Origin of the sequence: Pseudoalteromonas sp. B160, from assembly GCF_037162485.1 — a bacterium.
GTDB classification, from domain to species: Bacteria; Pseudomonadota; Gammaproteobacteria; order Enterobacterales; family Alteromonadaceae; genus Pseudoalteromonas; species Pseudoalteromonas rhizosphaerae.
Window position 1 is genome coordinate 930,041 of sequence record NZ_JARLUX010000002.1, and the last position, 22,429, is coordinate 952,469.

Genomic DNA, 22,429 nt, shown 5'->3' on the forward strand with positions numbered 1-22,429 from the left:
TGTTAGGAACATTGACTTATAAAGGTTTAAGTTAACTACATTTAGGAATTAGAATGAATTATAAAAAGGAAGATTTAATAGAGCTAGGCGAGCGACTTTTTGGTCATTTATACAATCGTTTTGGTGAAGGGCTTTATAGTTCACATGAAACCTTAAAAAAAGGAGACGTGTATCTATTAGGACTAAATCCTGGCGGGTCAGGACACACTCTGCTTGGTGACTTTATGAGTAAAACTTTAACTCGTACTGAAAACTCATATTTAGATGAAGCTTGGGTTAATGGACAAAGTCGTAAATATGCAAAAGGCTCCGCTCCACTTCAGAAGCGAATTCAAAGTTTACTTGAAGGTCTGGACCAAAATGTAGCGGATGTATGTGCTAGCAATTTAATTTTTACCACTTCAAAATCATCGAATGATGATAGTTATAATTTTGGTTTTGCTGGTACTTTCTGGCCATTTCATCAAGCGGTCATTGAGATTGTGCAACCTAAATTAATTCTATCTTTTGGAAACTCTAGGCTACATTCACCTTTCGGATTTTTAAAGTCATTATATTGCGAAGACCTTGAAAAAAGTAATTTTGAAGAAATAGATTCCGGACACGGTAAATGGAAGTGCTATGGGTTCAAAGCTGATATCAATGGTAGGTCAACTGCAATAATCGGTTTGCCGCATTTGAGTTACTACAGCCCAAACAAAGAGCCTGTTTTAAAATGGATTAAAGAATTTTCAGGTATATAAAGCTTTGAAAGGGGGGGCAATAATGAATACATGGAGCTATGCGCCCCTTGGTTGCCGTCGCCAACGCGACATTAACCATCAAACTTGAAAAGCGCTGTATTTTCACAATCACCGCATACTAATGAGTAGAGCTCTTTGCGTTTGCTCACCTTGGTATTAGCACTGGTACATTGCGGGCAAGACGTTTTCATTGGTGTATTGGTATCGCACTCGCTGCATGTAACAAAATAGCCGTAGCGGCCTGAGCGCGCTTTAAGCGTGTTGCCATTACGGCACTGTTTGCACTTTAGATTTACTTCATTATTGGTGCTTGATTGCTCTTGAGCGACGGATGCGATAGGACTTGGTGCTATAAGTGTTGATTCATTTTGATAAATCGGGCTTGGCTCGTTGAGGCTTGTTGCTAACGCATCAGGTTTTAACTGTGTGGCAGGAGTAATATTTTGCTCCAAAAGAAACTGACAGATCCTAGCTAAGCTTTCTTCACTAAACCATGGGCGAGTATTGGTTGAGAAAAAGTGCAGGGCATTTGGTATTGATGTCGGTAGCTTCATTATGTCTAAAAGTTTATCCGCTATAAACTCTGATTTAACGAGTCGCTCTTCAAGCGTTTTTGGCGTGTTATCTCGATTAATTATGGCATTACTCGATATTGCGCAGATGCTATACCATTCACGGCCACCAAAATTTTGCTGTATTTTACCAAACATCTTTGGCAGGAGTTGAGGAGCATTGTCTCTTACTAAACTTTTTAGTAATGCCAATTGTAGCTCAACTTGTTTGATAGGTGACGGCATACCTTGCCATTGCCCACGGTAGCTGCGACTCCACTCTTGATGTTGGTTTATAGCGACTTCACCGGTAATACTCTTTGATTCAATAAGAATAAACCCGTAGGTGTAAACAATAAGGTGATCTATCTGTGCGGTTTCGCCGTTGTGTTTAAACTTTACATCATTAAACACAAATACTTGAGGGTGGTCTTTAAATGCGCGGCGTAAGTAAAAGGCTACGTCTAGCTCTTGCTTTTGGCCTGCTTTTAATTTTGCTGAGTTGGTTGTGACGAGCGTTTTATCTTTTAAAATCATGCGGAGTCCTTTCAGTCATGTATTTGTATAGAATAACATTGAAGTACCTAATAAAAATACTGCTCTGATTAATTTGATTTAAAAACAATCACGGCTGAAGCCGTTTCCTACAAGGGAAAGGTTCTAGGTTTTAGGGAAGTGACTAGCTGCTAGGATGTTTGCACAAGCTTGCTAACTCACACAATGAGGCTGCGCTTTTAACGCCAGCAAGCTGCGTGTCTATGGGATAAATTTTTACGTTGGTTGAAATTTATTGCTTTGACGCGCTAAAGCACGACCTACAATTTAAGCGCAAGATAAACTCCCGCCTACGGCACGACCTACATTTTAAAAGCTTCGCTTTTCGCGTCAGCAAGCTAACGCCTACGGTGGTAAAAGGCGCTAGGTTTTAGGGAAGTGACTAGCTGCTAGGGTTTTCCGGTAGCCTTTTGTTTCTTATTTACTTCTCTTTGCGCCTGTAACAAATTTAAACGCTGTTGTTATGGCAACCCCTTCGTTATTTTCCTTATTTAGGTAAATTAATAGTTTTATAATATAAAATTAACATTTTACTGTGTTTTGACTATAGTAAGGCTTGGCACGTACAGGCTTGTTCGTGCTTACAACATTAAACTACACACAATAAGGTTTAACCTATTTATAAGGACTCATTAAATGTTTATAAGATTTAAACCACTACTAGCATGCTTGCTCTTTATGTTAGTAAGTACTGTAACGAGTGCTGCTGTTAATCTACAGGGCACCACTGATATTCATGACCCTTCTACAATAATGCGCGAAGACGGTGTTTACTGGACTTTTGGTACAGGCACTGGATCGAGCGGATTACCCATAAATGCACTTTATTCTACCGATATGGTTAACTGGCAGCGAGGTCCGTCACCTATCGCGCCTAATACATACCCAAGTTGGATTAACAGTAAAGTCCCTGGTTTTGATGGTAATTTTTGGGCTCCTGACATAATTGAGATGAAGGGTAAATACTATCTGTATTACTCTGCTTTTTCAGCAAGCCAAGGTATGCACTCAGCTATTGGTGTTATGGTCACCGATTCACTTAATAATCCTAATTGGCAAGATTTAGGTATGTTAGTGTCGACTAATGACGACCCTGTTTCGTCTGCTGGGTTTGCGGTAAATGCGATTGATGCAGGTGTGTATCGTGACACTGCGGGCAAAGTATGGATGATTTATGGATCTCACTATGCGGGTATTTTTATCAGGCAGCTTAACCCTGATAACGGTAAGCTTATGAATAATACACGTTACCCAGCTGTAGGCAGTGGTGGCGATTGGAATGAGTTTGAAGCTGCACAAGTACAGTACATTAATGGTTATTATTATCTTTTTTCTAACCTAGCAGATTGCTGTAAAGGTAAAGAGAGTGATTATTATATTGTTATGGGTCGCTCGACTTCACCTACAGGACCTTTCCTTGATAAGAACAATGTTGATATGTGGAACTACGGCGGCAGCACCGTATTATCAACAGAAGGTATCTACATCGGCCCAGGCCATTTTGGTTACCTGCGCCACGGCGAACAAGATTTAGCGACAATCCATTATTATGATGGCAATTCTCCTACGGGTTGGCCTGCACGTTTAGATGTACTAAAAATTCAATTTGGCAATGATGGCTGGCCATACTTTTCTCGCAACCTTAATTTAGGCAACGATACGCGTCTGCGCGATGGCCGTGTAAGTATTACCTCTGTACTCAGTGGTAAAGCGTTAGAGGTGAGTAATGCTGGGCTTAGTGATGGCGATAACCTTGTGCAATGGGGATATTGGGGCGGTACTAATCAGCAATGGGATATTGTTCATGTAGGTGGCGGCTATTACAGCATTACCAATGTAGCTAGCGGCAAGTCAATTGATGTATATGATTGGAGCGAAGACAATGGCGGCAATATTGTGCAGTGGGCTCTTTGGGGTGGCGAAGGTCAACGTTGGTTAATGCAATATACTGGTAATGGCCATTATGCATTAAGAAGCGCATGGAGCGGCTTGGCCCTTGATGTATTTGATATGAGTACCGAAGATGGCGCAAATATAGTACAGTGGGAATACTGGGGTGGTGAAGGTCAGCAATGGAATATTAACTATCTAGACTAGTTTTTAGTAATAACAACCGCAATAAATATTGCCGTTGTTATTTTTAAACTAACCAGTTATTAATTTTGGTAACGCTATTGTTAGCTTTAGACATCGCTCATATGCAAATTGGTTTTAAAATAATCACAGCCCACAAGATATAAGTGCTAGGACTGTAAAAGATATTAGGTTTTAGCGGCTAGGTGCTCTAGGTTAAAGGGAAAAGGCGCTAGGTTCTAGGAAGTGACTAGGTGTTAGGATGTTTACACAATCTCGCTAACTCACACAATGAGGCAATTAAGTTGGCTATTCGCCTCATTGTGTGAGGCGAATAGTTGTCATATACTGGTCTTAATTAATCTTGAGGTGAATAATAATGTGGATATGGCAGCAGCAAAACTGGCCTGATTTTAGTTGGGATCAACAAGCATTGGCGCCGCTTTTGCGTGAAGTCACTTATAACCAAGGGCTGTTAATGGGGCAAATGGGCTTGCAAAACGTTAAATTAAAGCAGCAAGCGCTTGATACCTTACTCGCTAATATTATTCATTCAAGTGCAATTGAGGGGGAGAAGCTTAACGCATTTTCTGTACGCTCGTCACTTGCTAAAAAACTCCACATTGATGAGCAGCCTTATCCAACTACAGTGCAAAGTGATAACCTTGCTGAAATGATGTTAGATGCAATTAATAATACCCATACTCCACTTGATTTAGAGCGAGTACTTAATTGGCATCGTTTATTGTTTGCCAGTGAACAGAGTTTATTTACGCAAATAGAAGGTGGCCAATTACGTGGTAACGAGCCAATGCAAGTGGTGTCGGGACGATTAGATAAACCGGTATTACATTTTACAGCGCCACCTAGAGAGCGGATTGAAAGTGAGCTATCGGTTTTTTTAATTGGTTTAACAGCAGTCATAATGACACAACGCTAGATCCTTTTATTCGCGCAGCTATAGCACACTTATGGTTTGTAACTTTACATCCACTTGAGGATGGTAATGGGCGTATTACGCGACTTATTACTGACTTAGCACTGGCGCAAGAGCATGCCGAGGCAATCCGGTTTTATGCGATGTCGGTGGCTATTTTAAAGGACAGAAAAAGCTATTACGAAGTACTTGAAGCGACCCAACGCGGCGATCTTTGCATTACGCAGTGGATCTGCTGGTTTTTGGGCACGCTTAATAAAGCAATACAGCATACGCTAAAAAATATTGAGCAAACAGTTTTTAAAAGTAACTATTGGCTTAGTAAAGACCAAACAAAGCTAAATGAACAACAAGTAAAAGTGCTTAATAAATTACTTGATGGTCAGTTTGAGCACGGTATAAGTGCTAGCCAATATCAAAAAGTAGCTAAGGTGAGCCGCGCTACCGCTACGCGCCATTTAGCTGATTTGCAGAGGTTGGGGTTTATTGCAAAAACTGCAGCTGGGGGGCGAAGTACACGTTATGCTGTAACGCAATCACACAGTGAGGCAATTAAGTGAATTTATTGCCTCATTTAGTGAGGCGAATAATAATTATAAGTGCTGTGTTAAAAACGCAAATTGAAAAGTTTGTGTTAGTAATGACTCTATGGCTGTGTTTATGGGGATACGTTGCCATTAACCCTTTGTTTTGGTTCAACGGTTATAAACCCAAGCGCGATATAAAATCGCATCTACCTATTCAAAAATTGCGTTTTTCGCGTCAGCAAGCTGCACGGCTACGGTGATAAAAGGTGCTAGGCTTTAGGGAAGTGACTAGTGGCTAGGGTTTATTCGTAGCCCGTTACCCATAGCCCGTAGCATTTTATCTTCTCTGTGTAGCGCCGCGCCTCGGTGAGCTCGGTGGTAAAATTGGTTTTAAAACAATCACAGATCGAAAAAGCTGCTAGGTTCTAGGGAAGTGATTAGGTGCTAGGCTGAATTCATCGCCCGAAGCTCGAAGCTCGTCGCTCGTCGCACGTATCCCGCAACCCTCGGTGGTGAAATTGGTTTTAAAACAATCACAGGCAAGATAAAGGCGCTAGGTTCTAGGGAAGTGACTAGGAGCTAGGATGTAACCGTAGCCCGTTTTTCAACTTACCAGTTTTACGCTATAAACTAGTCAATTAAAATTTACTTATGGGTTTTAATTTAATTACAAGTATTCATAAGTTAAATGCATTTTACTTATGGTCTTGTTGATTAATTATTTAGTCTAAAAGTAAAGTATCGTTGACTTTTTCTTAAGGTATTCTAGAATTGGTTGTATAAGTAAACTATAGTTGACCATAAATGAGCGATTCCTCCGTCAAAAAAACACTCGGAAGAGTTGTTAAGCGTACTGAAATGCCTGAGCTTTCTAAGCCATTTTCAGCCATGCAGCTGGCTAAAGCCATTACTGCAAAGCGAACTGGTATGAAGCTGACATTAGTGGATGTATCACAAGCGCTTGCTATTTCTAAGCCTACGCTAATAAAAATAGAAAAAGGTGATGTAACTGTGCAACTGCATAATGTACTAAAAGTTATGGAGTATTTAGGGTTGTCGTTCAGCCTTGTCAGTGATGATATAGCTCATAGCAATGATGAGGTGAGCGATGAACAGTGGTACTAACACCAATCGTTTAGATGTGTTTATCGGTCAATCGCAAAAGGTGGCTGAGATAACGCTGGCAATAGGCTCTGAAAATGAGATTTCATTTACTTATGAGGCTAAATGGATCAACGAGGGTTTTGCTGTTTCACCACATTTGCCACTCAATGGCGATTTTGACTCTCGTGCAGTACGTAATTATTTGCAAAACTTATTGCCTGAGGGGAAAGGCCTTGAGGAAATAATTAGCAGTACGACTATTTCAAAAAATAACACCTTCGGCTTAATTAAAGTGATTGGCGAAGAAACATCGGGCGCTTTGTCGTTTAGAGCAAGTAATCGTGCAGTAAAGCAAACCTCCTTTCGTGAAGTAACTAAAGGTGAGTTAAGTCAAAAGCTGAACCGTTTTAAGCAAGCGGGCGAGCCTATTACATTATGGGACGGGCGAACGAGGCTCTCTGTCGCTGGGGTTCAAGATAAGCTTAATTTACTCGAAATCGACGGCAGGCTGGGGTTTGGTGAAGGCGAATTATGTTCTAATAAAATATTTAAGTTTGAAACGGGCGCTGCGCCTTTCATTGCCGTAAATGAGTTATTTACTATGTTGCTGGCAAGAGGCGCAGGACTTGATGTGCCTGACGTTGAATTGCGTAGCTATGGTGAAATGCGGGCCTTTGTTATCGATCGTTTTGATAGGCGTGTTGTTAAAGAGCAAAACCGAGTGTTACGTCGTCATGTTATTGATGGGTGCCAAGCGACAAATTTGCCTCCTTCTTACAAATACGAGCGTCAGCACGGTGATCAGGGGGACGGTATTTATATTCGAGATGGTGTTTCTTTTCCTAAGCTCTTCAATATTGAAACAGTGAATCTGCAAGCGTATCAGGCGCAACTTATTCGCTGGATAACATTTAATATTTTAGTGCGTAATTATGATGCTCATGGTAAGAACATTAGTTTTTTTGTTGGCAAAAATGGTTTAGAGCTCACACCGTTTTACGACTTGGTTAATATAGAAGCTATTATTGAACAGACGGGTATTGATTGTGCAAAAGGTGGTTCAAAGCTAGCTATTTCAAGGCATTATGCAATGTCGCTAGGTGATTATAATTCACAAGGCGCGGGTAATTTTAGTAATGAAATAACGGCTTATATGTTAGCTGATTTTGCTGATGAGTTTGATATTTCTCTTGCGCGTATGCAGCTACTGATGAGTCAAACAATTCAGTCAGTATTAGCTGCAATAACAATGGCTAAAGCGACTGCTATTGCAAATAATTTGTCTAATAGTGAACTAGAACATATCGGCTTATGTATTAACATTATCAATAAAGCAGCTGGCGAACTGAGTGAGCAGGTTGAGCTGTTACCAAGTATGAAAGCGTTTATTTAAGTTTCTTCGGTGTAAGTAAAAGGCGATAGGGAAGTGACTAGGTGCTAGGATTTGCTCGTAGCTCGTTGCCCGCATTATTTTTACCTTCTCTGTGTAGCGCAGCCTCGGTGGTAAAATTGGTTTTAAAACAATCACAGGCAAGATAAAGGCTCTAGGTTCTAGGGAAGTGACGAGGTTCTAGGGGATTGTATTCGTGCGTTGTATTCTTATTTACCCTCATTGTCTTCTCTTTGTGCAAATTGGTTTTAAGTGATTTATTCACCACAGAGATTAAGAGGCGCTGCGCTTTAGAGAAAGAATATAAAGACCGCGTCAGCAAGCTTAACGCCTACGGTGGTAAAAGGCGCTAGGTACTAGGATTAGCCCGCAGACCGTCGCTCGAAGCACTTTTTATCTTCTCCGTGCAGCGAAGCGCCTCAGTGGCCCTCGGTGGTAAAAGTGGTTTTAAGATAATCACAGGCAAGATAAAGGCTCTAGGTTCTAGGGAAGTGACGAGGAGCTAGGGTTAATTCGTTGCCTGTTACCCATAGCCCGTAGCATTTTATCTTCTCTGTGTAGCGCCGCGCCTCGGTGAGCTCGGTGGTAAAATTGTTTTTAAAACAATCATAGATTAAGGCAAAGGAGCTAGGTGCTAGGGAAGTGACTAGGCGCTAGGGTTTGCACCAGCTCGCTGCACGCAGCTCAAAGCCCGTTGCGTTGTATTCTTGTTTACCCTCATTGTCTTCTCTTTGTGCAAATTGATTGTAAGTGATGTATTCCCACAGAGATTAAGAGGCGCTACGCTTTAGAGAAAGAATATAAAGACCGCGTCAGCATCGTACTTTACTTTATACCCAAAGCACGTTCGCTAAGATGGTTGGTGTATCTCACTACACGGTACAAAAGCTTGAACAAGGTGAGGTAGTAAAAAGCGATATATTGTTTGAAGCTCTCGTTATTCTTCAATTGCAAGGCTCGTTGCTGGATGAAATTAACGAGCTAGCCGCGGATGTGGGGGGTTATAATGCAAGACAGCGTAAAAGCAATAAAACTCAGGTGATTAACGATGACTTCTGGAAGCTTAAGTGTTTATTGACGGTTTAGAAGACAACCCCATTATTTGTAATTTTTTAAGTTAAATACACAAACAGGCCGAGGTGATGATGGCCGATATGCTGGTATCGATAATTTACTGTCGCAAGCCAAATGCCTTAGTCTGAACAAGGTTCAAGCAACAAGAATAATTGCGGAGGTTGAGAGCTATACTCTATGAGTTTAGACGCGATATAAAATCACTGTTACGGGGCCGTTGCAACTTGAAAACTCATCTAATGAGGCGAATAAAGCCAGAGGCTGATATTTTAAACTGAAAAGCTTGCTGCTAGGATGAAAACTGCTACGCTATCCCTAATTTAACGACAGTGATGTATATATGATTAAAAGGATTTTATTGGCTATCTGCGTGATTTCAAGCAATAGCACATTGGCCGCAGAGCAGTATTCGCAATCACGGTGTGATGCTATTAAAGCCGAGCGAGAAAAAGTTCAGGATAGAATGAGGGCAGGGTATAAGGCCGCTGAAGGTGAGCGTTTACGCAGGCGCTCAACTGAGTTGTTTGAAATATTAGGTCGTCACTGCATAAGCCCAACTAATGGGAGGAGCCACAGTTCAGGTTCACGAACTTATACTCGCTCATCTGCTAATGATTTATTAACTAAAAAAGTTCATGATTCAACGGTCTATAGTAAAACATACGACAGTGATAGCAAGCGACTCGCGTGGAGTAGTTTTTACCAATACCCTGAGCGCTGCCGTGCTAAAGAAATGCAACAAACTGACTTTGTTTGGTGCAGTGAAAATCGAGCTGAGCAGCGTGCAAAATTTGAAGCCCAGTGGCAAGTACCAAGCAAAGCAAGCGCGAATGTTAAACAGCCAACGGTTGTTTTATCTCAACAAAACACTACTGCAATACCCACAATTACACATTCGATGACGCTAACCCCAGTGTCAAAAGCTGATACCCGTTTGAATACAGTTGCTTTGGAAAAAGAAGGCTATAACTACAAAATTTGGCAATTAGTGGCTGTTGGTTGTCTTGCCTTTATGGGAGTTTTTGGCGTTTACCGCTGGTTTAAAGATTAAGTGCAAAAGGTCGCTCTAAGTAAACGCCGGGTTAGGTTAGGCTTATTGTCACGTAAAGCATGAACTACGGGTTAACTCGTTGCTGTAGCTTGGCTTGGGGCTGATAATCACCTTGCTCTAAACCTTTAAAGTAAGCTTGGTAACGGCCGTTTTGCTTAAACTGTAATAAGTACTGATTAAAGGTGTTGAGCAGTTTTTCACTTTCGCTGTTATTTTTTGGAAATAGTAAGAAGCTTTTATTAATTAACAGGGGTTTGGGGTGATGGTTAATAACATTAACAAGCTCGGGTAGTTGATGTTTGAGGGTAAAGTAGCCAACACTTTGCTCTTCAGCAAAGGCGTCGATGCGCCCTAGTGCTAAACGGCGGAAGTTTTGCTCGGTATTACCTACCCGCGACATTTCAAAAGAGCCTTCGGTAAGGGCTTTATCAAACTCTGGGCCATAACTATAGCCAAGCCCACCACCGAGTAATAGGCCTTTTAAATCTGCAATATTTTGCCAATCAAAATGGCGTTGCTTTTGATAAAAAAACACAAATTTTTCACTGAGTACCGGTTCGCTATATAAGTAAGCCGTTGCTCTTTCGTCACTGAACATCCATACCGCAGTAGCGGCATATTTGTTATTTTCGGTATCGTGATATGCCCGTGACCAAGGTAAAAATGTAAAGTTAACGGTAATGCCTGCTTCTGCAAATATATCGCGAATTAAATGCGCTACTACACCTTGGTAGGGCAGCGAGTCACTAAGAAAAGGCGGCCATTCACCTGCGCTAAGTTGAATTGTCGTTGAGTCAATACTTTGCGCTGTCGGTACTGCTTTAGTGGCGTTACTTACACACAACAGTAGTAACAGACTGGCTTTGCATATGTTGCGTAATCGTTTAGCTGTTCGCATTGTGTAATTTAGCATTTATGATCATGGTAAAAATATCTGCATTGGTTATAAATTCCTCATTTATGATACTACAGTAGCGATCACGCAAAAGCGAATTAGTTAATAAACTTGTGTGCGACTTATATGAGTTGTCTGATGAGTGAAACCTGGTTGTGGTGTGAAGCAAAGTAAACAACGCTGACAACGGCGCTTTAATAGCTGAGTTTGGCTGCACAAATTAATTACCGAGCGGTACTATTTCACCTTGTAAGCAGGGCTGCTCTGCGATTGCTTGCTGAATATTGGTGATCAGCTTATTGGCGGTGACTGATGGCGTGCGAGTATGCGCCCACATGGCGTAAATTGGGCGAGCGGGTAGCGGTATGTTTTGCGCTACATAAGCAAACTGTTGCTTGGCGTTTAAGCTGGCAATTTCGCTCATCGGCAATAAGCCAGCTCCCACACCCGATTGCACTAGCTGGCGTGCAATGGTTATGTCGTAGCAATAGGTGATATGCTCAAAACAGCTCTTTAATTCGCTGAGCAGCGCTGCTGATAGTTGTTTATCGGTGTAGGGCAAAATTAGGCGATTTTGCGGTGCCGTTTGTTTTTTAGTAATTACCGCTGTGGCAATTGAGCCGAGCCGCTTTTGATAAAAGCTTGAATCTTGTTGTTCGCCAATTCGTATCGCTAAATTAAAGCGCTGTTGGCTAAGCTGACTGTTTAAGTTATTTGGATAAATATGCAAATTGAGCTGAGCGTGTGATGTTTGAAACGCACTAATTGCGCTCATTAGTGGCCCAGCAATCAGGTTTTGTGGGCATAGTAGATAAAATTCTTCGTTGATATTTTGTTTACTTATTACCTGCTCAACCTGACTCGAAAGTGTTAAAACAGAGTTCGCGAGCGAGTCATAAATATGCTGCCCCGCGCTGGTGAGTAAAATTCCTCTTGCACTGCGCTGTAATAGTGGCGTGCCTAACTTTTGTTCAAATGCTTGAATGCGTCGCGATAAGGTCGATAAATTTAAATTAAGCGCTGTTGCTGTTTGGCTCATGCTTTTGCGCCGCGCAACTTCGGTAAATAAATACAGGTCGTCTAGCATGTTATTTTCTCAATCTTAGTTTGCATTTTGGTCACTATTTTAACGACTGCTATCAAAATATAGTAGTAGGGCATAGACGCAACTATGAAAATTCATTTTACATTAATCAAGTTGATATGGCTTTTTATGTTGTTTTTGTTCGGAGTATGGGCAACTTATTTAAATTTAGCTTTAACCCTAACGTTTTATGATTGCCGGTTCAATGCATTGAATGCATTTCTTTGAAAGTAGTGAGATTTTATGATTAATATAGTAGCTAAAATTACCCCAAAGACAGCGTTGTTCGCTGAGTGTAAACGTAAATTACAAGCGATTGTGGCACCCACTTTAGCTGAAGCTGGCTGTATTCGCTTTGAGTTATACACGGGTGATAATCAAACATGCTTATTTTTGGTTGAGCGGTTTGTATCGCAACAAGCACTTGATGAGCATTATCAACAAGCTTATACAAAACAGGTTTTTACATTTTATGAGAGTGCATTAGCGAAAGCCGTGGAAATAAATAGCTTAGCTGAAATCTGAGAAATAGGCGCTTTATGTTGCTGGGAGTAACGACATAAAGCTCCCATAGCTTATAACATATTTAGTATCTGCTTGGCTTTTATACGAGTTAAGCATGCCGCCATTGGTTGCTTTTTAAATTGCTTAGCTGAAACGGTTTGCTCTTTCCCCATATATTGATTATGCAGGGTTTGCACACTGACTTTACAGGTCACTTGATGATCATTTTCAACATAACGTAATTCGACTCTTTGCGCTTTGTTGATTAAGTTTTTGTATGGGTAGCCTTCATCGGTATCAAGTTTTATTGTGGTGTTAGCTTGCGCTTGGTTGCTAAAGCTAATTAATGTAATAACTAATATAATTAAATATTTCATTGTGTTAACTCTTCATTTTGCTTGGTTGGTAATATAAGTATTGCCTGATGTAGAAAAGCTGACAAACGATTAAAAATTGCTTATGCTTTAGTTTTTCTTAATTGTGAATGGCTATGACTCTACCCCCATTAAAAAGTCTCTGGTATTTCAAGCATGCGGCTGAATTGGGTAGCTTTAAGTTGGCTGCGGAACAATTATTTGTTAGCCAAGCCGCGGTGAGCCAACAGATCAGGTTGTTAGAAGCTCATTTAGGATGTCGGTTATTTAAGCGGCAAACTCGATTTGTAGAACTAACACGCCAAGGCGAACAATTGCTCCCGGCTATCTTGCAAGGGTTTAGTCATTTTCAATCTGGGATTAATTCGTTAAGCCAAGATACAAATCCACATAGTTTAAATTTATCGGTTTTACCTTCGTTTGCCAGTGGTTGGTTATTGCAACATATTAATGATTTTCAACGTCACCATCCTGGCATTCATTTACGTATTGATCCTAGCGATCAACATGCAAATTTTGCCTCTGGTCAGGTTGATTTAGGCATTCGTTTTGGGTTAGGGCAATATCCCGAGTTACACAGTGAGTTGGTCGCTGATGACAGTTTGTTACTGGCTTATAAACCAGGGTTGCTTACCCCACAATTACCTTTAAGAGCGCAATTATTACAACAGCAGTTAATTATGGATGTTTGCCCTGATGCAGAGCGTGGTTGGCAAACATTAGCGGCTGAATTAAACATTAGTACTACAGCAATGCCGGTATTTTTAGAAATCGATAACGCAGCCTTGGTGATCCAAGCGACGTTGGCGGGTCAAGGAATTGCGTTAGTGAGGCGACGTTTAATTGAGTCCCATATCAAATTCGGGCAGTTAGAAGTTTACCCAAATTTTGAATATAACTGCCACTATAAATATTATTTAGTGGGCCCTAAGGAGCATTTTAATTGGCCAAAGGTAATCGCTTTTCAAGCTTGGTTATTATCTAGATTTCAGCAAGATGATGACGCACTTAAACAATGTTTAAAGTAACATAGCGTTGAGATTGACTAACTTTCTAACTTCATAACTTTCTTTAACTGGCTATCTAACACATTTAAATTAAAAGGTTTTACAATAAAGCCTGACACTTTCGCGGAGATAATTTCTTTGATTGCTGTGGAGCTGTCTTCGCAGGTGATCATTAACACCGGGATTTCGGCTAACTCTTGGTCATCACGAATACGATTGAGTAAAGTTTTGCCATCCATTTTTGGCATATGCAAGTCGGTGATAACTAAATCATAGCCTTGGTTTTGTAATAAACTTAATGCTTGTATTCCATCAGTCGCTTCAACAATATCGTGATAATTTAGTTTTCTTAACATATTTATTAATACATGGCGCATCAAAGGCATATCGTCAACGACGAGGATTTTCATAAAGTTAAATTGTCCATAATATTCAAATTACCTTAAGGTTAGTTAACAAAGTCTTACTTTGCCACAAAACACTGGGCAACTAGCTGACTAAGTCGCGCTATTTTTATATTGCTAAGTTGGCGGTAATCAAAGTATGGACACACAATCAACTTGTTTACTTTATCGATAGCAAATTCTTCATCTAACCACTGTAATTGGCACTGTAAGTGTCCTTGCTGCAACAGCACTTTAGCATAGGTGCGTCCGGCAATAATATGCAAGGTATTATTGTTATTTAAAACCGGAGGGCTAAAAAGTAAGGCAGTTTGACTATTAAGCTGCAACAGTTGTTCATCACGATAGTGTTGCCAAGTCGGGGCGAGTTTGGCGAATTGGTAATACTCGCTAGGCAGTGCAAATAACACTTTAGCATATACATTAAATACTTTACGCCAGCCATTACCACAGGCTTGGTTGATGCTGGCAATTTGTCCATCCACACATGAAGTCACTGTACTTAGGTTGGTGTACTGTGGCATCGGTGGTACATTCGCTACATACACAGCGACTGTAAAAGCTGGGTCACCAAAGCCTATATTACTTGCAGCCTTACTCATTTATTTTTAGCTAGAATGCGGTCTAGATTATTAGCAAAGTTTTGACGATCACTTTGGCTAAGCGGTGGCGGTCCGCCGTTCATTTCAACGCCACTTGAACGCATAGTATCCATAAAATCGCGCACATTTAGTAACGAGCGAATATTTTCACTGGTATACAGTTCGCCGCGAGGATTTAGCGCTTGGCCGCCATTATCGATTACTTCTGATGCTAGCGGAATATCACCGGTGATCACTAAATCATTGGCTGCAATACGTTTGACTATTTCGTCATCAGCCACATCAAATCCTGATGAGACCTGCAACCGGCTAATGTATTTTGAAGGCGGAATACGCATTGCATGATTAGCGACTAAAATTGTTTCAGTTTGCGTACGCTCTGCGGCACGAAACAAAATTTCTTTGATCACCACTGGACAGGCGTCAGCATCAACCCATATCTTCATTGTTAACTTCTAATAGTTAGTAAAAAAATGATCCTAACCTAAGGCTTTTAGAACAACTAGTATTAAGTGAACTTTTTATGCTTTACTGCGTTGGTGGCCTAATTAACTATCAAGGAATCAACGATGAAAAATCAATTATTTATCACTCTTACTCTGTTCGTCAGTAGTTTACTGCTTGGCTGTACTGGCATGCCCGATAAAGTTGCACCAGTGAGTCCTTTTTCCATCGAACAGTACCAAGGTAAGTGGTATGAAATAGCCCGATTAGATCACTCTTTTGAGCGGGGTTTAGATAATATAACAGCGGATTATACAATTAACGATGATGGCTCTGTAACTGTGCTAAACCGTGGTTTTAATAGCGAGGAAAACAAATGGAGTGAGGCTCAAGGTACTGCGAAATTTGTTGATAGCAATGATGTTGGTCATTTAAAAGTATCGTTTTTTGGTCCTTTTTACAGCTCTTATATTGTATTTAAGTTAGACCAACAAAATTACCAATATGCGTACGTATCTGGCTACAATAACGATTATTTGTGGCTATTATCGCGTACCCCCACAGTGAGTGAGCAACGCTTAGCTGACTTTAAAGTGCTTGCGCAGCAAAAAGGCTTTGATACTGACAACCTGATTATGGTTAAACAGAACAGTACACCATGACTGTAAATCCCCTTTACAGTGTATCGATGGCACTAAAGAGTGCCATTTTTTAGCTTTTAACAATTCATACGCTTTTTAGTCAATACAACTAGGAATATGTAATTCATTAGTCAAAGTTACGTCCCTAAAACATAATTTATATGTAAGAGAACTGAAACAACTTCTGGTCACACTTATTCTTGAAATTTTTCTAACAATAATCAGGCTCGGTTGAAACTTTTAACAGGCCAATTTCAAGGAGTAAGTAATGAAGCGTGTAGCATTATCTTTAATTGCTGGAGCCGTCACTTTAGCATTAACAGCGTGTAACGGAGACGACGGAAAACAGGGCGAGACCGGTTCACAAGGTCCTGTCGGTGAAGCTGGTGTAGATGGCAGCAACGGTGTGAATGGTTCGGATGGAGCTAACGGCACGAATGGCAGCGATGGCACAAATGGTGTTGATGGTGCTAATGGTGTTGATGGAAAAAATGGTGGCAGTGGCTTAACACGGTTAGCGACTGTGCCAGCGGGGGCTGAAGTCACAGGCATTTTTTTAAGTAATGGCGGTGACTTGTTTTTCAACGTTCAGCATCCGTCAGACACGAATACGGCAAAAGATTCAGTTAATGGTAAAGTTATTGATCGAGGCACTGTTGGCGTATTACGTGGGGTAAACTTTAATAATTTACCGCGTAATATTATCAATTCGCCAGTACCAGAAAGTGAGTTTGAACGCCAAACTGTGATTGCAGCGCTTGGTGAATATCAAATTCTTGGTCAAACCGGTGATACTTATGCTGAGTTAGGTGACAGTGGTCTGGCTGGTGGTTTAGGTGTGCACTACGGTATTAATAATAATCAAAAAATCATCGAAAATAATAATCCAGATTTTAATGGTTTTATTGCTGCAGGCGAAAACGAAGGCTACCTCTTTACTAACTGGGAATCTTACCCTGGTGGCGTAAGCCGATTAAAAATGTCAAAAAGTGCAGAAGGTGCTTGGTCTGTGACCGATGCTATGATGATCAACTTTGACGCAGTGAAGGGGACGGCTGCTAACTGTTTTGGGTCAGTTTCTCCGTGGGGCACCCCGCTAACTTCAGAAGAGTGGATCGTTAATTCAACGGTTAACTCAACCACAGATGCATCATGGAATGATCCGAGTGATACAGGTACAGATGGTATCGAAGCACTTGTTGCTCCTGATTTCCCAAATCCTTACCGTTATGGTTATATCGCGGAAATTCAAAAACCAATGACCGATGCGCCAGAAGTGGTAAAGCATTACACCATTGGTCGTTATGAGCATGAAAACTCGGTAGTTATGCCAGATCGTCGTACCGTATATTCATCACAAGATGATACCGGTGGGGTATTATTTAAATTTATTGCCGACCAACCAGAAGATTTATCCGCAGGTACTTTATATGGTGCAAAACTAACCCAAGATGCCGGCTTAAACGAGCCAACTGTCACTGGTTTTGATGTGCAGTGGGTTGAGCTTGCCAGTGGCAGCAATGTTGATATTGAAACCTGGATTGCACAATACGATGGTATTAATACCAGCGATTATGTTGCCGGTAAAACAAGTTATATGTCACTGGCTGATGTACAAGCATGGGCAGATGGTAAAGCGACATACCCTAGCGAGGCCGAAGGTGGTAGCCCTGTTACAGCAGGCAAACCGATGGATAACCGTGCCGCATTTTTAGAGTCTCGCCAAGCGGCTAAAATGAAAGGTGCTACCGCCGAATGGCGTAAGCTTGAAGGTATTAGCATCAATCATGATCGTGTACTCGAAGCGATCACTGGGCAAGATGTTATTGCAAATGAAGTTGTTACAAAAGCGTACATGTATATCGGTATTTCAGATCTCGATAACACCATGGTTGATGACGAAGGCGATATTCAACTATCAAGACGAGTAAAAGACTGCGGTGGTGTATACCGTGCGCACATTGATACAAGTTACAGCTTAACTCGCATTGAACCGGTGATTATGGGCGGTACATATCGTTCAAGCCTGACTGGCGCTGAGCGTTGTGATGTTGAACAACTTTCACAACCAGACAATGTGATTGTTATGCGTGATGGTCGTATCATTATTGGTGAAGATGGCTTCCAAGAAAACAATACGTTGTGGATGTACGATCCACAGTCTAAGTAATTTAAGCGTTAGATAAAGCGTTTTTAGGTGGGTAAACCCTGTGTTTACCCATTTTTTAGAAAAAAATAGAGTCATAAAAATGAAGTATTTAACCCCCTTTATATTACTGAACGTTGTTTTACTCACTGGGTGTTTTGATAATGAGATGCCAATGAGCGACGTTACGTATGTTCAACAAACCTCATCATCTACCTCACTATATTCAGCGCCTTATAAAGAGGGCGATGATATTCCCGCGCTTGCGTATATGCAATATGATGAAGAATATAATCCGGAATCGGTTATTCCACCGCAGTGTTATACCAAAACCCAGAGCAAAAATAATCCTTGTTATGCCTGCCATCAAACAGACAAGCAAGATAAAAATCGCCCAAATACAATGAATGATGGGCATTTACAAGGTGTGTACGAGTTTTCAGATCTTGGACTTAAAAACCACTGGAAGAATCTTTTCATTGATAGAACCGATTTAATTGCGGGTATTTCAGACGATCAAATCAATAGTTGGGTAAACCAAGATAATTACGGCAGCTTTATTAAAAAACTCAAAGCTAATCCTGATTGGCAAGGAGAAATAGCTGAAGTTAAAAATTTAGCTTATCCAGCTCAGGCATTTGATGAAAAAGGTTTTGCTAAAGATGGCAGCCATTGGGTTGCCTTTAACTATAAACCTTTTCCAAGTACTTTTGGCCAACCAACGGTTCAACCGGTGATGTAATGATCCGCCTTGGAAAAGAATTTCGTGAGCGTGACGGCATCTACAATCAGGATGTTTATATCGCTAACTTAAGTCTGGTTGAAATGGCGATAAAAGATTTAGCGCAGATAAGTACACCAGATATTTCAGAGCGGCGTATTGGTCAGGATCTAAATAACGATGGCAGGTTATCGGCATTGGTAAGTAATATAACTAAGCAGCCCAATTATGTAGGGGATGCAAAAGACATAGAGTTAAGTTATCAGTTATACCCACAAGATACTGAGTTTTTACATACGGTACGTTACATTGGTGTCGATGAGGATGGTCAAGTCTACAATGCACCACGCATGAAAGAAGTCCGCTACATGAAAAAGCATCGCTTTAAATCTAAGCAATTACTGGCCTCCTCGTATTATAAAGAAGCGAAAGAAAAGCACTTTGAAAATCTGCCACAAACTCGTTATCTAGGCGATAAAGGCATAAACAATATGTTTGGTTGGACTATAAACGGTTATATCGAAGATGCTCAAGGTGATCTGAGGCCTCAACATAAACAAGAGCTGGCATTTTGTAATGGCTGTCATAAAACGGTGGGATCAACTTATGATCAAAGCTTTTCATTTCCGCGAAAAGTACAAGGGCGTGATGGCTGGGGTTATATTGATTTAAAAGCCATGACCGATGTACCAAATAAAGGTGAGCAGCAAGGGGAGTTTTTAACTTATTTTGAACGTGTTGGTGGCGGGGATGAATTTCGTCAAAATCAAGAAATGCTCATGCGTTGGTTTAATCAAGATGGCACTGTGAATAAGCAAAGAGTGAAGCAGGCAAAAAATTTATATGAGTTAATTACGCCCTCTAAAGAACGCGCAACTAAGCTTAATAAAGCCTACTTTACGATCATGAAAGAGCAGAGCTACTTATTTGGCCGCGATGCAACACTATTAAAAGCTAAAAATGTACTGCAAACAGTTGACGACTCACAAGCACCACTTGAAGAACAAAACCGTTATGTGTGGGACATGCAATTAGATTGGTCTACTGCTACACAGTAATAGGTTTGATATGTTTTATATTAAAAAGTAATTACTAGGTAATAAATATGACACATTAGAGGGATATCATATTCCACATAGATTGATTGGCAATAGCTTCAATCAAGCTATTTGTGACATGAGTATCCCCCTACTATTTATAACCAAATCATTTGGATATAGGCAAACTAAGTTAGTTTGCCTTTTTTTTGCTCAGATCATATTTTTACTAACTAAGCTTAAAAAACAGTTAAAAACAGCCCACTGAGCATTACAACGGTGATATTTAAAGCAGTCATTATTTTTACCCAAGATGCTTTGAAGCTATAAAAAATCATTAATATTAAGACACTTAGCGCCATGTAACCACAAAATAGTAAAGCGCCGTAGCCGTTATGTTGTACAACACTCAGTACTAAGCTTAGTAAAATACTGATCCAAGCAGCGATCAAAAACTGTTTACTGAGTTTGTCGCTAGGGCGGGTTTTAAATACATCACGGTAATGATTAAATTTAGCCAAAGCAAAACAATTAAATGCCAGTAAACATAGGCTCAATTGCAGTAATTCATGCATTATGGTTGCTCCTGTAACTTAGTTTTTGCTGAACGGCGCGCCCGTTGTTGCGGTGTTTTAGCCGGAGTGTGAGTTGGTATTTTTTTGGCCTGAATTACAAATAAGGCTGCAAATATTAAGCACATTAAATCAAAACTAAACAACGCCCATTGGCCGTTTAGCAAGTAGCTTATTAGATTGCCATTGGTGGTAAGAGCATTAATAACAGGCACGCTGAGACAGGCGATACCGTTTATCCACGCGAGTAAAATCCACTGCGGCCTTGCGCGTTTAAATAGCGCAAACAAAGCAACGGCTAGCCAAGTCACAAAGAATGCAAGTATTTCTTTATCAGCGCGCTCAGGGGTTGTCATAGGCAGTAACCGGTTGGCAATAAAAAATGCGCAGGTTGCAAGTGGTAAGCCCATTAATGTGGCAAGGTTTAACCCTTCTACCAACTTTAAGCCAATTGTAGCAGGTTGGTCTTTTTTCATGCGTTCGCGAATACGCTTAGCCCACATAATACAGCCAGTTGCTATCATTACACAGCCAGCTACGCCGCATAAAAAGTATAACCAGCGTAATAATGGGTTAGCTAAACGGCCTGTGTGTAGGGCTGTTAGCGAGTCATAGAACACTTCAGTATTGGTTAATTGGGCAGCAGTTTTAGCTATTAAGCTGCCATCTACACCGTTAAATAATAAGGTGGGTGTTTGGTCGCGAACTAGGCTAGCGGTATCTGCACGGACTGTAATTGTGGCTGAGGCTTTATTTGGATCACGAATTGATATTTGTGTTAAGTCAGCATCAGGCCAGTTAGTATAAACTTGATCTAAAATAGTATCGATGGCTATTAATGGGGCGCTATCTGGGCTAGTTTTGGTGCGCACATTAGTGGGTGACACATCGTTAAATAAACCACGAATACCATCTTCGTATGCGGTCATTGCTGGATAGGGGAATAACATAAATATTAGCGTGATTAGGCCTGTATAGGTGATCATAATATGAAAAGGTAACGCCAATACTGACGATACATTATGACCATCTAACCAACTGCGGCTGCCTTTATTGGCACGAAAGCTAAACATATCTTTAAAAATACGTTTGTGGATCACCACCCCAGATATCAGCGCTACCAACATAAATAAGCTCGCAAAGCAGACAATCCAACGGGCTGTGCGTACATCAATGTAATGTAGGTCAAAATGCAGTCGATAAAAAAAGTTACCACCTCTGGTGTCTCTTGTTTGTGCTATTTCGTCGCCTGTTTGTGGGTTGATATTGTGCTCTTGCCAACCACCAAAACGCTTCCCTTCAGGACGAGGCTTTTCATAAGCATAGTTAAGCTGCGGTTTTCGCTCTGTGGGCAAGTAAATTCCCCAACGCGTAGACTCCAGGCCTGCATTTTGTAGGTAATTAATACCACTGATAATTTGGCTACGCTGTTGCGCTACACGCTGTTCAGGCGCTTGTACATTGTGCAGTGCTGGTTGATTCCATAGCGTTATTTCGTCCCGAAAAAAACTCACCGTGCCGGCAAAAAATATTAAATAGAGTAGCCAGCATACTAATAATCCAACCCAAGTATGCATCCAGGTCATGGAGCGGAAAAAACTCTCTTTCATAGCCAACCCTTTAGTAATGATAAGATCAGAGCACACCCTGAAGTAGTTAGTAAAATAGTGATCCATATTTTAGGTAATGACTTAACTGCAAACGCCCAAATAAACACGCAGCTGTACACTAAAATAGTCAGGCTGATACTAAGCAGTACAGCATCTGATTTTTTCAGCGGTAAAATAATACTCAGTAACACGGTAAATACGGCAGTAAAGGTATAACCACCAACAATGGCGGCAAAAAAGCGTGAGATAACAGCAAAACGGTAAGCATGGGCTTGATAAGCTTGGCTTAATTTAGATCTTATAGAGAGTGTTTGGCTGTTTTTGATAGATTGAGCGTGCATGATGATCCCTCAAAGTCCCAAATGGGGGCGAATAAAGGGGGT

20 protein-coding genes and 2 pseudogenes are annotated in these 22,429 nt (G+C 40.8%); 12 read left to right on the forward strand and 10 right to left on the reverse strand.

Annotated features, from left to right (window positions below; all coding sequences use genetic code 11):
* Positions 1 to 53 precede the first annotated feature (53 nt).
* Entirely contained in the window at positions 54 to 743 is a 690-nt protein-coding gene (locus P4S61_RS22575) for a hypothetical protein (RefSeq protein ID WP_337119256.1), read from the forward strand.
* 71 nt (positions 744 to 814) lie between these two features.
* Here the strand turns inward: P4S61_RS22575 and P4S61_RS22580 are convergent, their stop codons facing one another.
* The gene (locus tag P4S61_RS22580; RefSeq protein WP_337119257.1) at positions 815 to 1,831 is read right to left on the reverse strand and encodes a nuclease-related domain-containing protein; all 1,017 of its coding nucleotides are present in this window, start codon (positions 1,829 to 1,831) and stop codon (positions 815 to 817) included.
* Positions 1,832 to 2,485: 654 nt separating this feature from the next.
* Between P4S61_RS22580 and P4S61_RS22585 the strand changes: the two genes are divergently transcribed.
* The 6 genes and pseudogenes from P4S61_RS22585 (at position 2,486) to P4S61_RS22610 (ending at position 10,005) form a co-directional block, all read left to right on the forward strand.
* Positions 2,486 to 3,946 (forward strand): family 43 glycosylhydrolase, encoded by a 1,461-nt coding sequence (locus tag P4S61_RS22585; RefSeq protein WP_337119258.1) that lies wholly within the window; start codon positions 2,486 to 2,488, stop codon positions 3,944 to 3,946.
* A 355-nt stretch (positions 3,947 to 4,301) separates the two neighbouring features.
* Positions 4,302 to 5,419 (forward strand): annotated as a pseudogene (locus P4S61_RS22590) (Fic family protein).
* Between the two features lie 771 nt (positions 5,420 to 6,190).
* Positions 6,191 to 6,511: a helix-turn-helix domain-containing protein gene (locus tag P4S61_RS22595; protein ID WP_259401956.1), complete on the forward strand. Its 321-nt coding sequence runs from the start codon at positions 6,191 to 6,193 to the stop codon at positions 6,509 to 6,511.
* On the forward strand, positions 6,495 to 7,883 hold the full coding sequence (locus P4S61_RS22600; protein WP_337119259.1) for a HipA domain-containing protein: 1,389 nt from the start codon (positions 6,495 to 6,497) through the stop codon (positions 7,881 to 7,883). The genes P4S61_RS22595 and P4S61_RS22600 overlap by 17 nt, the downstream gene beginning before the upstream one ends.
* Positions 7,884 to 8,735: 852 nt before the next feature.
* Complete coding sequence (locus P4S61_RS22605; protein WP_337119260.1) at positions 8,736 to 8,966, forward strand: hypothetical protein; 231 nt, start codon at positions 8,736 to 8,738, stop codon at positions 8,964 to 8,966.
* 328 nt (positions 8,967 to 9,294) lie between these two features.
* Positions 9,295 to 10,005 carry a hypothetical protein gene (locus P4S61_RS22610; protein WP_337119261.1) on the forward strand — a complete coding sequence of 237 codons (711 nt, stop codon included), beginning with the start codon at positions 9,295 to 9,297 and terminating at the stop codon, positions 10,003 to 10,005.
* 64 nt (positions 10,006 to 10,069) lie between these two features.
* Here the strand turns inward: P4S61_RS22610 and P4S61_RS22615 are convergent, their stop codons facing one another.
* Together P4S61_RS22615 and P4S61_RS22620 are read right to left on the reverse strand one after the other, a co-directional pair.
* A complete protein-coding gene (locus P4S61_RS22615; RefSeq protein WP_337119262.1) occupies positions 10,070 to 10,918 on the reverse strand; it encodes a substrate-binding periplasmic protein in 849 nt (282 codons plus the stop codon).
* A gap of 202 nt (positions 10,919 to 11,120) precedes the next feature.
* Entirely contained in the window at positions 11,121 to 11,987 is an 867-nt protein-coding gene (locus P4S61_RS22620) for a LysR family transcriptional regulator (RefSeq protein WP_337119263.1), read from the reverse strand.
* 240 nt (positions 11,988 to 12,227) lie between these two features.
* Between P4S61_RS22620 and P4S61_RS22625 the strand changes: the two genes are divergently transcribed.
* Positions 12,228 to 12,509 carry a putative quinol monooxygenase gene (locus P4S61_RS22625; RefSeq protein ID WP_337119264.1) on the forward strand — a complete coding sequence of 94 codons (282 nt, stop codon included), beginning with the start codon at positions 12,228 to 12,230 and terminating at the stop codon, positions 12,507 to 12,509.
* Positions 12,510 to 12,559: 50 nt separating this feature from the next.
* On the opposite strand, the gene P4S61_RS22630 is transcribed toward P4S61_RS22625, so the two are convergent.
* A complete protein-coding gene (locus P4S61_RS22630) occupies positions 12,560 to 12,865 on the reverse strand; it encodes a hypothetical protein (protein WP_145239882.1) in 306 nt (101 codons plus the stop codon).
* 113 nt (positions 12,866 to 12,978) lie between these two features.
* Here P4S61_RS22630 and P4S61_RS22635 point away from each other — a divergent pair, with 113 nt between their 5' ends.
* Positions 12,979 to 13,890 carry a LysR substrate-binding domain-containing protein gene (locus P4S61_RS22635; protein ID WP_149981972.1) on the forward strand — a complete coding sequence of 304 codons (912 nt, stop codon included), beginning with the start codon at positions 12,979 to 12,981 and terminating at the stop codon, positions 13,888 to 13,890.
* Positions 13,891 to 13,907: 17 nt separating this feature from the next.
* Here P4S61_RS22635 and P4S61_RS22640 read toward each other — a convergent pair whose 3' ends face one another.
* From P4S61_RS22640 to P4S61_RS22650, 3 genes are read right to left on the reverse strand one after another with little or no spacing between them, the layout of a single operon-like run.
* Positions 13,908 to 14,279, reverse strand: a complete 372-nt coding sequence (locus tag P4S61_RS22640) for a response regulator (protein ID WP_182758585.1) — start codon at positions 14,277 to 14,279, stop codon at positions 13,908 to 13,910.
* 53 nt (positions 14,280 to 14,332) lie between these two features.
* Positions 14,333 to 14,875: a DUF6942 family protein gene (locus P4S61_RS22645; RefSeq protein WP_337119265.1), complete on the reverse strand. Its 543-nt coding sequence runs from the start codon at positions 14,873 to 14,875 to the stop codon at positions 14,333 to 14,335.
* Positions 14,872 to 15,321 carry a YaiI/YqxD family protein gene (locus P4S61_RS22650; protein ID WP_145239874.1) on the reverse strand — a complete coding sequence of 150 codons (450 nt, stop codon included), beginning with the start codon at positions 15,319 to 15,321 and terminating at the stop codon, positions 14,872 to 14,874. The genes P4S61_RS22645 and P4S61_RS22650 overlap by 4 nt, the downstream gene beginning before the upstream one ends.
* Before the next feature lie 123 nt (positions 15,322 to 15,444).
* Here P4S61_RS22650 and P4S61_RS22655 point away from each other — a divergent pair, with 123 nt between their 5' ends.
* The 3 genes and pseudogenes from P4S61_RS22655 (at position 15,445) to P4S61_RS22665 (ending at position 19,885) form a co-directional block, all read left to right on the forward strand.
* The gene (locus P4S61_RS22655; RefSeq protein WP_149981969.1) at positions 15,445 to 15,981 is read left to right on the forward strand and encodes a lipocalin family protein; all 537 of its coding nucleotides are present in this window, start codon (positions 15,445 to 15,447) and stop codon (positions 15,979 to 15,981) included.
* A gap of 247 nt (positions 15,982 to 16,228) precedes the next feature.
* Positions 16,229 to 18,130 (forward strand): alkaline phosphatase PhoX, encoded by a 1,902-nt coding sequence (locus P4S61_RS22660; RefSeq protein WP_337119266.1) that lies wholly within the window; start codon positions 16,229 to 16,231, stop codon positions 18,128 to 18,130.
* 79 nt (positions 18,131 to 18,209) lie between these two features.
* Positions 18,210 to 19,885: pseudogene (locus P4S61_RS22665) on the forward strand (hypothetical protein).
* A 218-nt stretch (positions 19,886 to 20,103) separates the two neighbouring features.
* On the opposite strand, the gene P4S61_RS22670 reads toward P4S61_RS22665, so the two are convergent.
* From P4S61_RS22670 to P4S61_RS22680, 3 genes are read right to left on the reverse strand one after another with little or no spacing between them, the layout of a single operon-like run.
* The gene (locus P4S61_RS22670; protein WP_145239865.1) at positions 20,104 to 20,439 is read right to left on the reverse strand and encodes a DUF3325 domain-containing protein; all 336 of its coding nucleotides are present in this window, start codon (positions 20,437 to 20,439) and stop codon (positions 20,104 to 20,106) included.
* Complete coding sequence (locus tag P4S61_RS22675) at positions 20,439 to 22,046, reverse strand: PepSY-associated TM helix domain-containing protein (RefSeq protein WP_337119267.1); 1,608 nt, start codon at positions 22,044 to 22,046, stop codon at positions 20,439 to 20,441. Before P4S61_RS22675 ends, P4S61_RS22670 begins: the two co-directional genes overlap by 1 nt.
* Complete coding sequence (locus tag P4S61_RS22680) at positions 22,043 to 22,387, reverse strand: hypothetical protein (RefSeq protein WP_337119268.1); 345 nt, start codon at positions 22,385 to 22,387, stop codon at positions 22,043 to 22,045. Before P4S61_RS22680 ends, P4S61_RS22675 begins: the two co-directional genes overlap by 4 nt.
* Positions 22,388 to 22,429: the final 42 nt, after the last annotated feature.

What these genes read in the sequence shown, in the direction of transcription:
- P4S61_RS22575 (WP_337119256.1), top strand. Translation starts at nt 54, where the DNA reads ATGAATTATAAAAAGGAAGATTTAATAGAGCTAGGCGAGCGACTTTTT.
- P4S61_RS22580 (WP_337119257.1), bottom strand. Translation starts at nt 1,831, where the DNA reads ATGATTTTAAAAGATAAAACGCTCGTCACAACCAACTCAGCAAAATTA.
- P4S61_RS22585 (WP_337119258.1), top strand. Translation starts at nt 2,486, where the DNA reads ATGTTTATAAGATTTAAACCACTACTAGCATGCTTGCTCTTTATGTTA.
- P4S61_RS22595 (WP_259401956.1), top strand. Translation starts at nt 6,191, where the DNA reads ATGAGCGATTCCTCCGTCAAAAAAACACTCGGAAGAGTTGTTAAGCGT.
- P4S61_RS22600 (WP_337119259.1), top strand. Translation starts at nt 6,495, where the DNA reads ATGAACAGTGGTACTAACACCAATCGTTTAGATGTGTTTATCGGTCAA.
- P4S61_RS22605 (WP_337119260.1), top strand. Translation starts at nt 8,736, where the DNA reads ATGGTTGGTGTATCTCACTACACGGTACAAAAGCTTGAACAAGGTGAG.
- P4S61_RS22610 (WP_337119261.1), top strand. Translation starts at nt 9,295, where the DNA reads ATGATTAAAAGGATTTTATTGGCTATCTGCGTGATTTCAAGCAATAGC.
- P4S61_RS22615 (WP_337119262.1), bottom strand. Translation starts at nt 10,918, where the DNA reads ATGCTAAATTACACAATGCGAACAGCTAAACGATTACGCAACATATGC.
- P4S61_RS22620 (WP_337119263.1), bottom strand. Translation starts at nt 11,987, where the DNA reads ATGCTAGACGACCTGTATTTATTTACCGAAGTTGCGCGGCGCAAAAGC.
- P4S61_RS22625 (WP_337119264.1), top strand. Translation starts at nt 12,228, where the DNA reads ATGATTAATATAGTAGCTAAAATTACCCCAAAGACAGCGTTGTTCGCT.
- P4S61_RS22630 (WP_145239882.1), bottom strand. Translation starts at nt 12,865, where the DNA reads ATGAAATATTTAATTATATTAGTTATTACATTAATTAGCTTTAGCAAC.
- P4S61_RS22635 (WP_149981972.1), top strand. Translation starts at nt 12,979, where the DNA reads ATGACTCTACCCCCATTAAAAAGTCTCTGGTATTTCAAGCATGCGGCT.
- P4S61_RS22640 (WP_182758585.1), bottom strand. Translation starts at nt 14,279, where the DNA reads ATGAAAATCCTCGTCGTTGACGATATGCCTTTGATGCGCCATGTATTA.
- P4S61_RS22645 (WP_337119265.1), bottom strand. Translation starts at nt 14,875, where the DNA reads ATGAGTAAGGCTGCAAGTAATATAGGCTTTGGTGACCCAGCTTTTACA.
- P4S61_RS22650 (WP_145239874.1), bottom strand. Translation starts at nt 15,321, where the DNA reads ATGAAGATATGGGTTGATGCTGACGCCTGTCCAGTGGTGATCAAAGAA.
- P4S61_RS22655 (WP_149981969.1), top strand. Translation starts at nt 15,445, where the DNA reads ATGAAAAATCAATTATTTATCACTCTTACTCTGTTCGTCAGTAGTTTA.
- P4S61_RS22660 (WP_337119266.1), top strand. Translation starts at nt 16,229, where the DNA reads ATGAAGCGTGTAGCATTATCTTTAATTGCTGGAGCCGTCACTTTAGCA.
- P4S61_RS22670 (WP_145239865.1), bottom strand. Translation starts at nt 20,439, where the DNA reads ATGCATGAATTACTGCAATTGAGCCTATGTTTACTGGCATTTAATTGT.
- P4S61_RS22675 (WP_337119267.1), bottom strand. Translation starts at nt 22,046, where the DNA reads ATGAAAGAGAGTTTTTTCCGCTCCATGACCTGGATGCATACTTGGGTT.
- P4S61_RS22680 (WP_337119268.1), bottom strand. Translation starts at nt 22,387, where the DNA reads ATGCACGCTCAATCTATCAAAAACAGCCAAACACTCTCTATAAGATCT.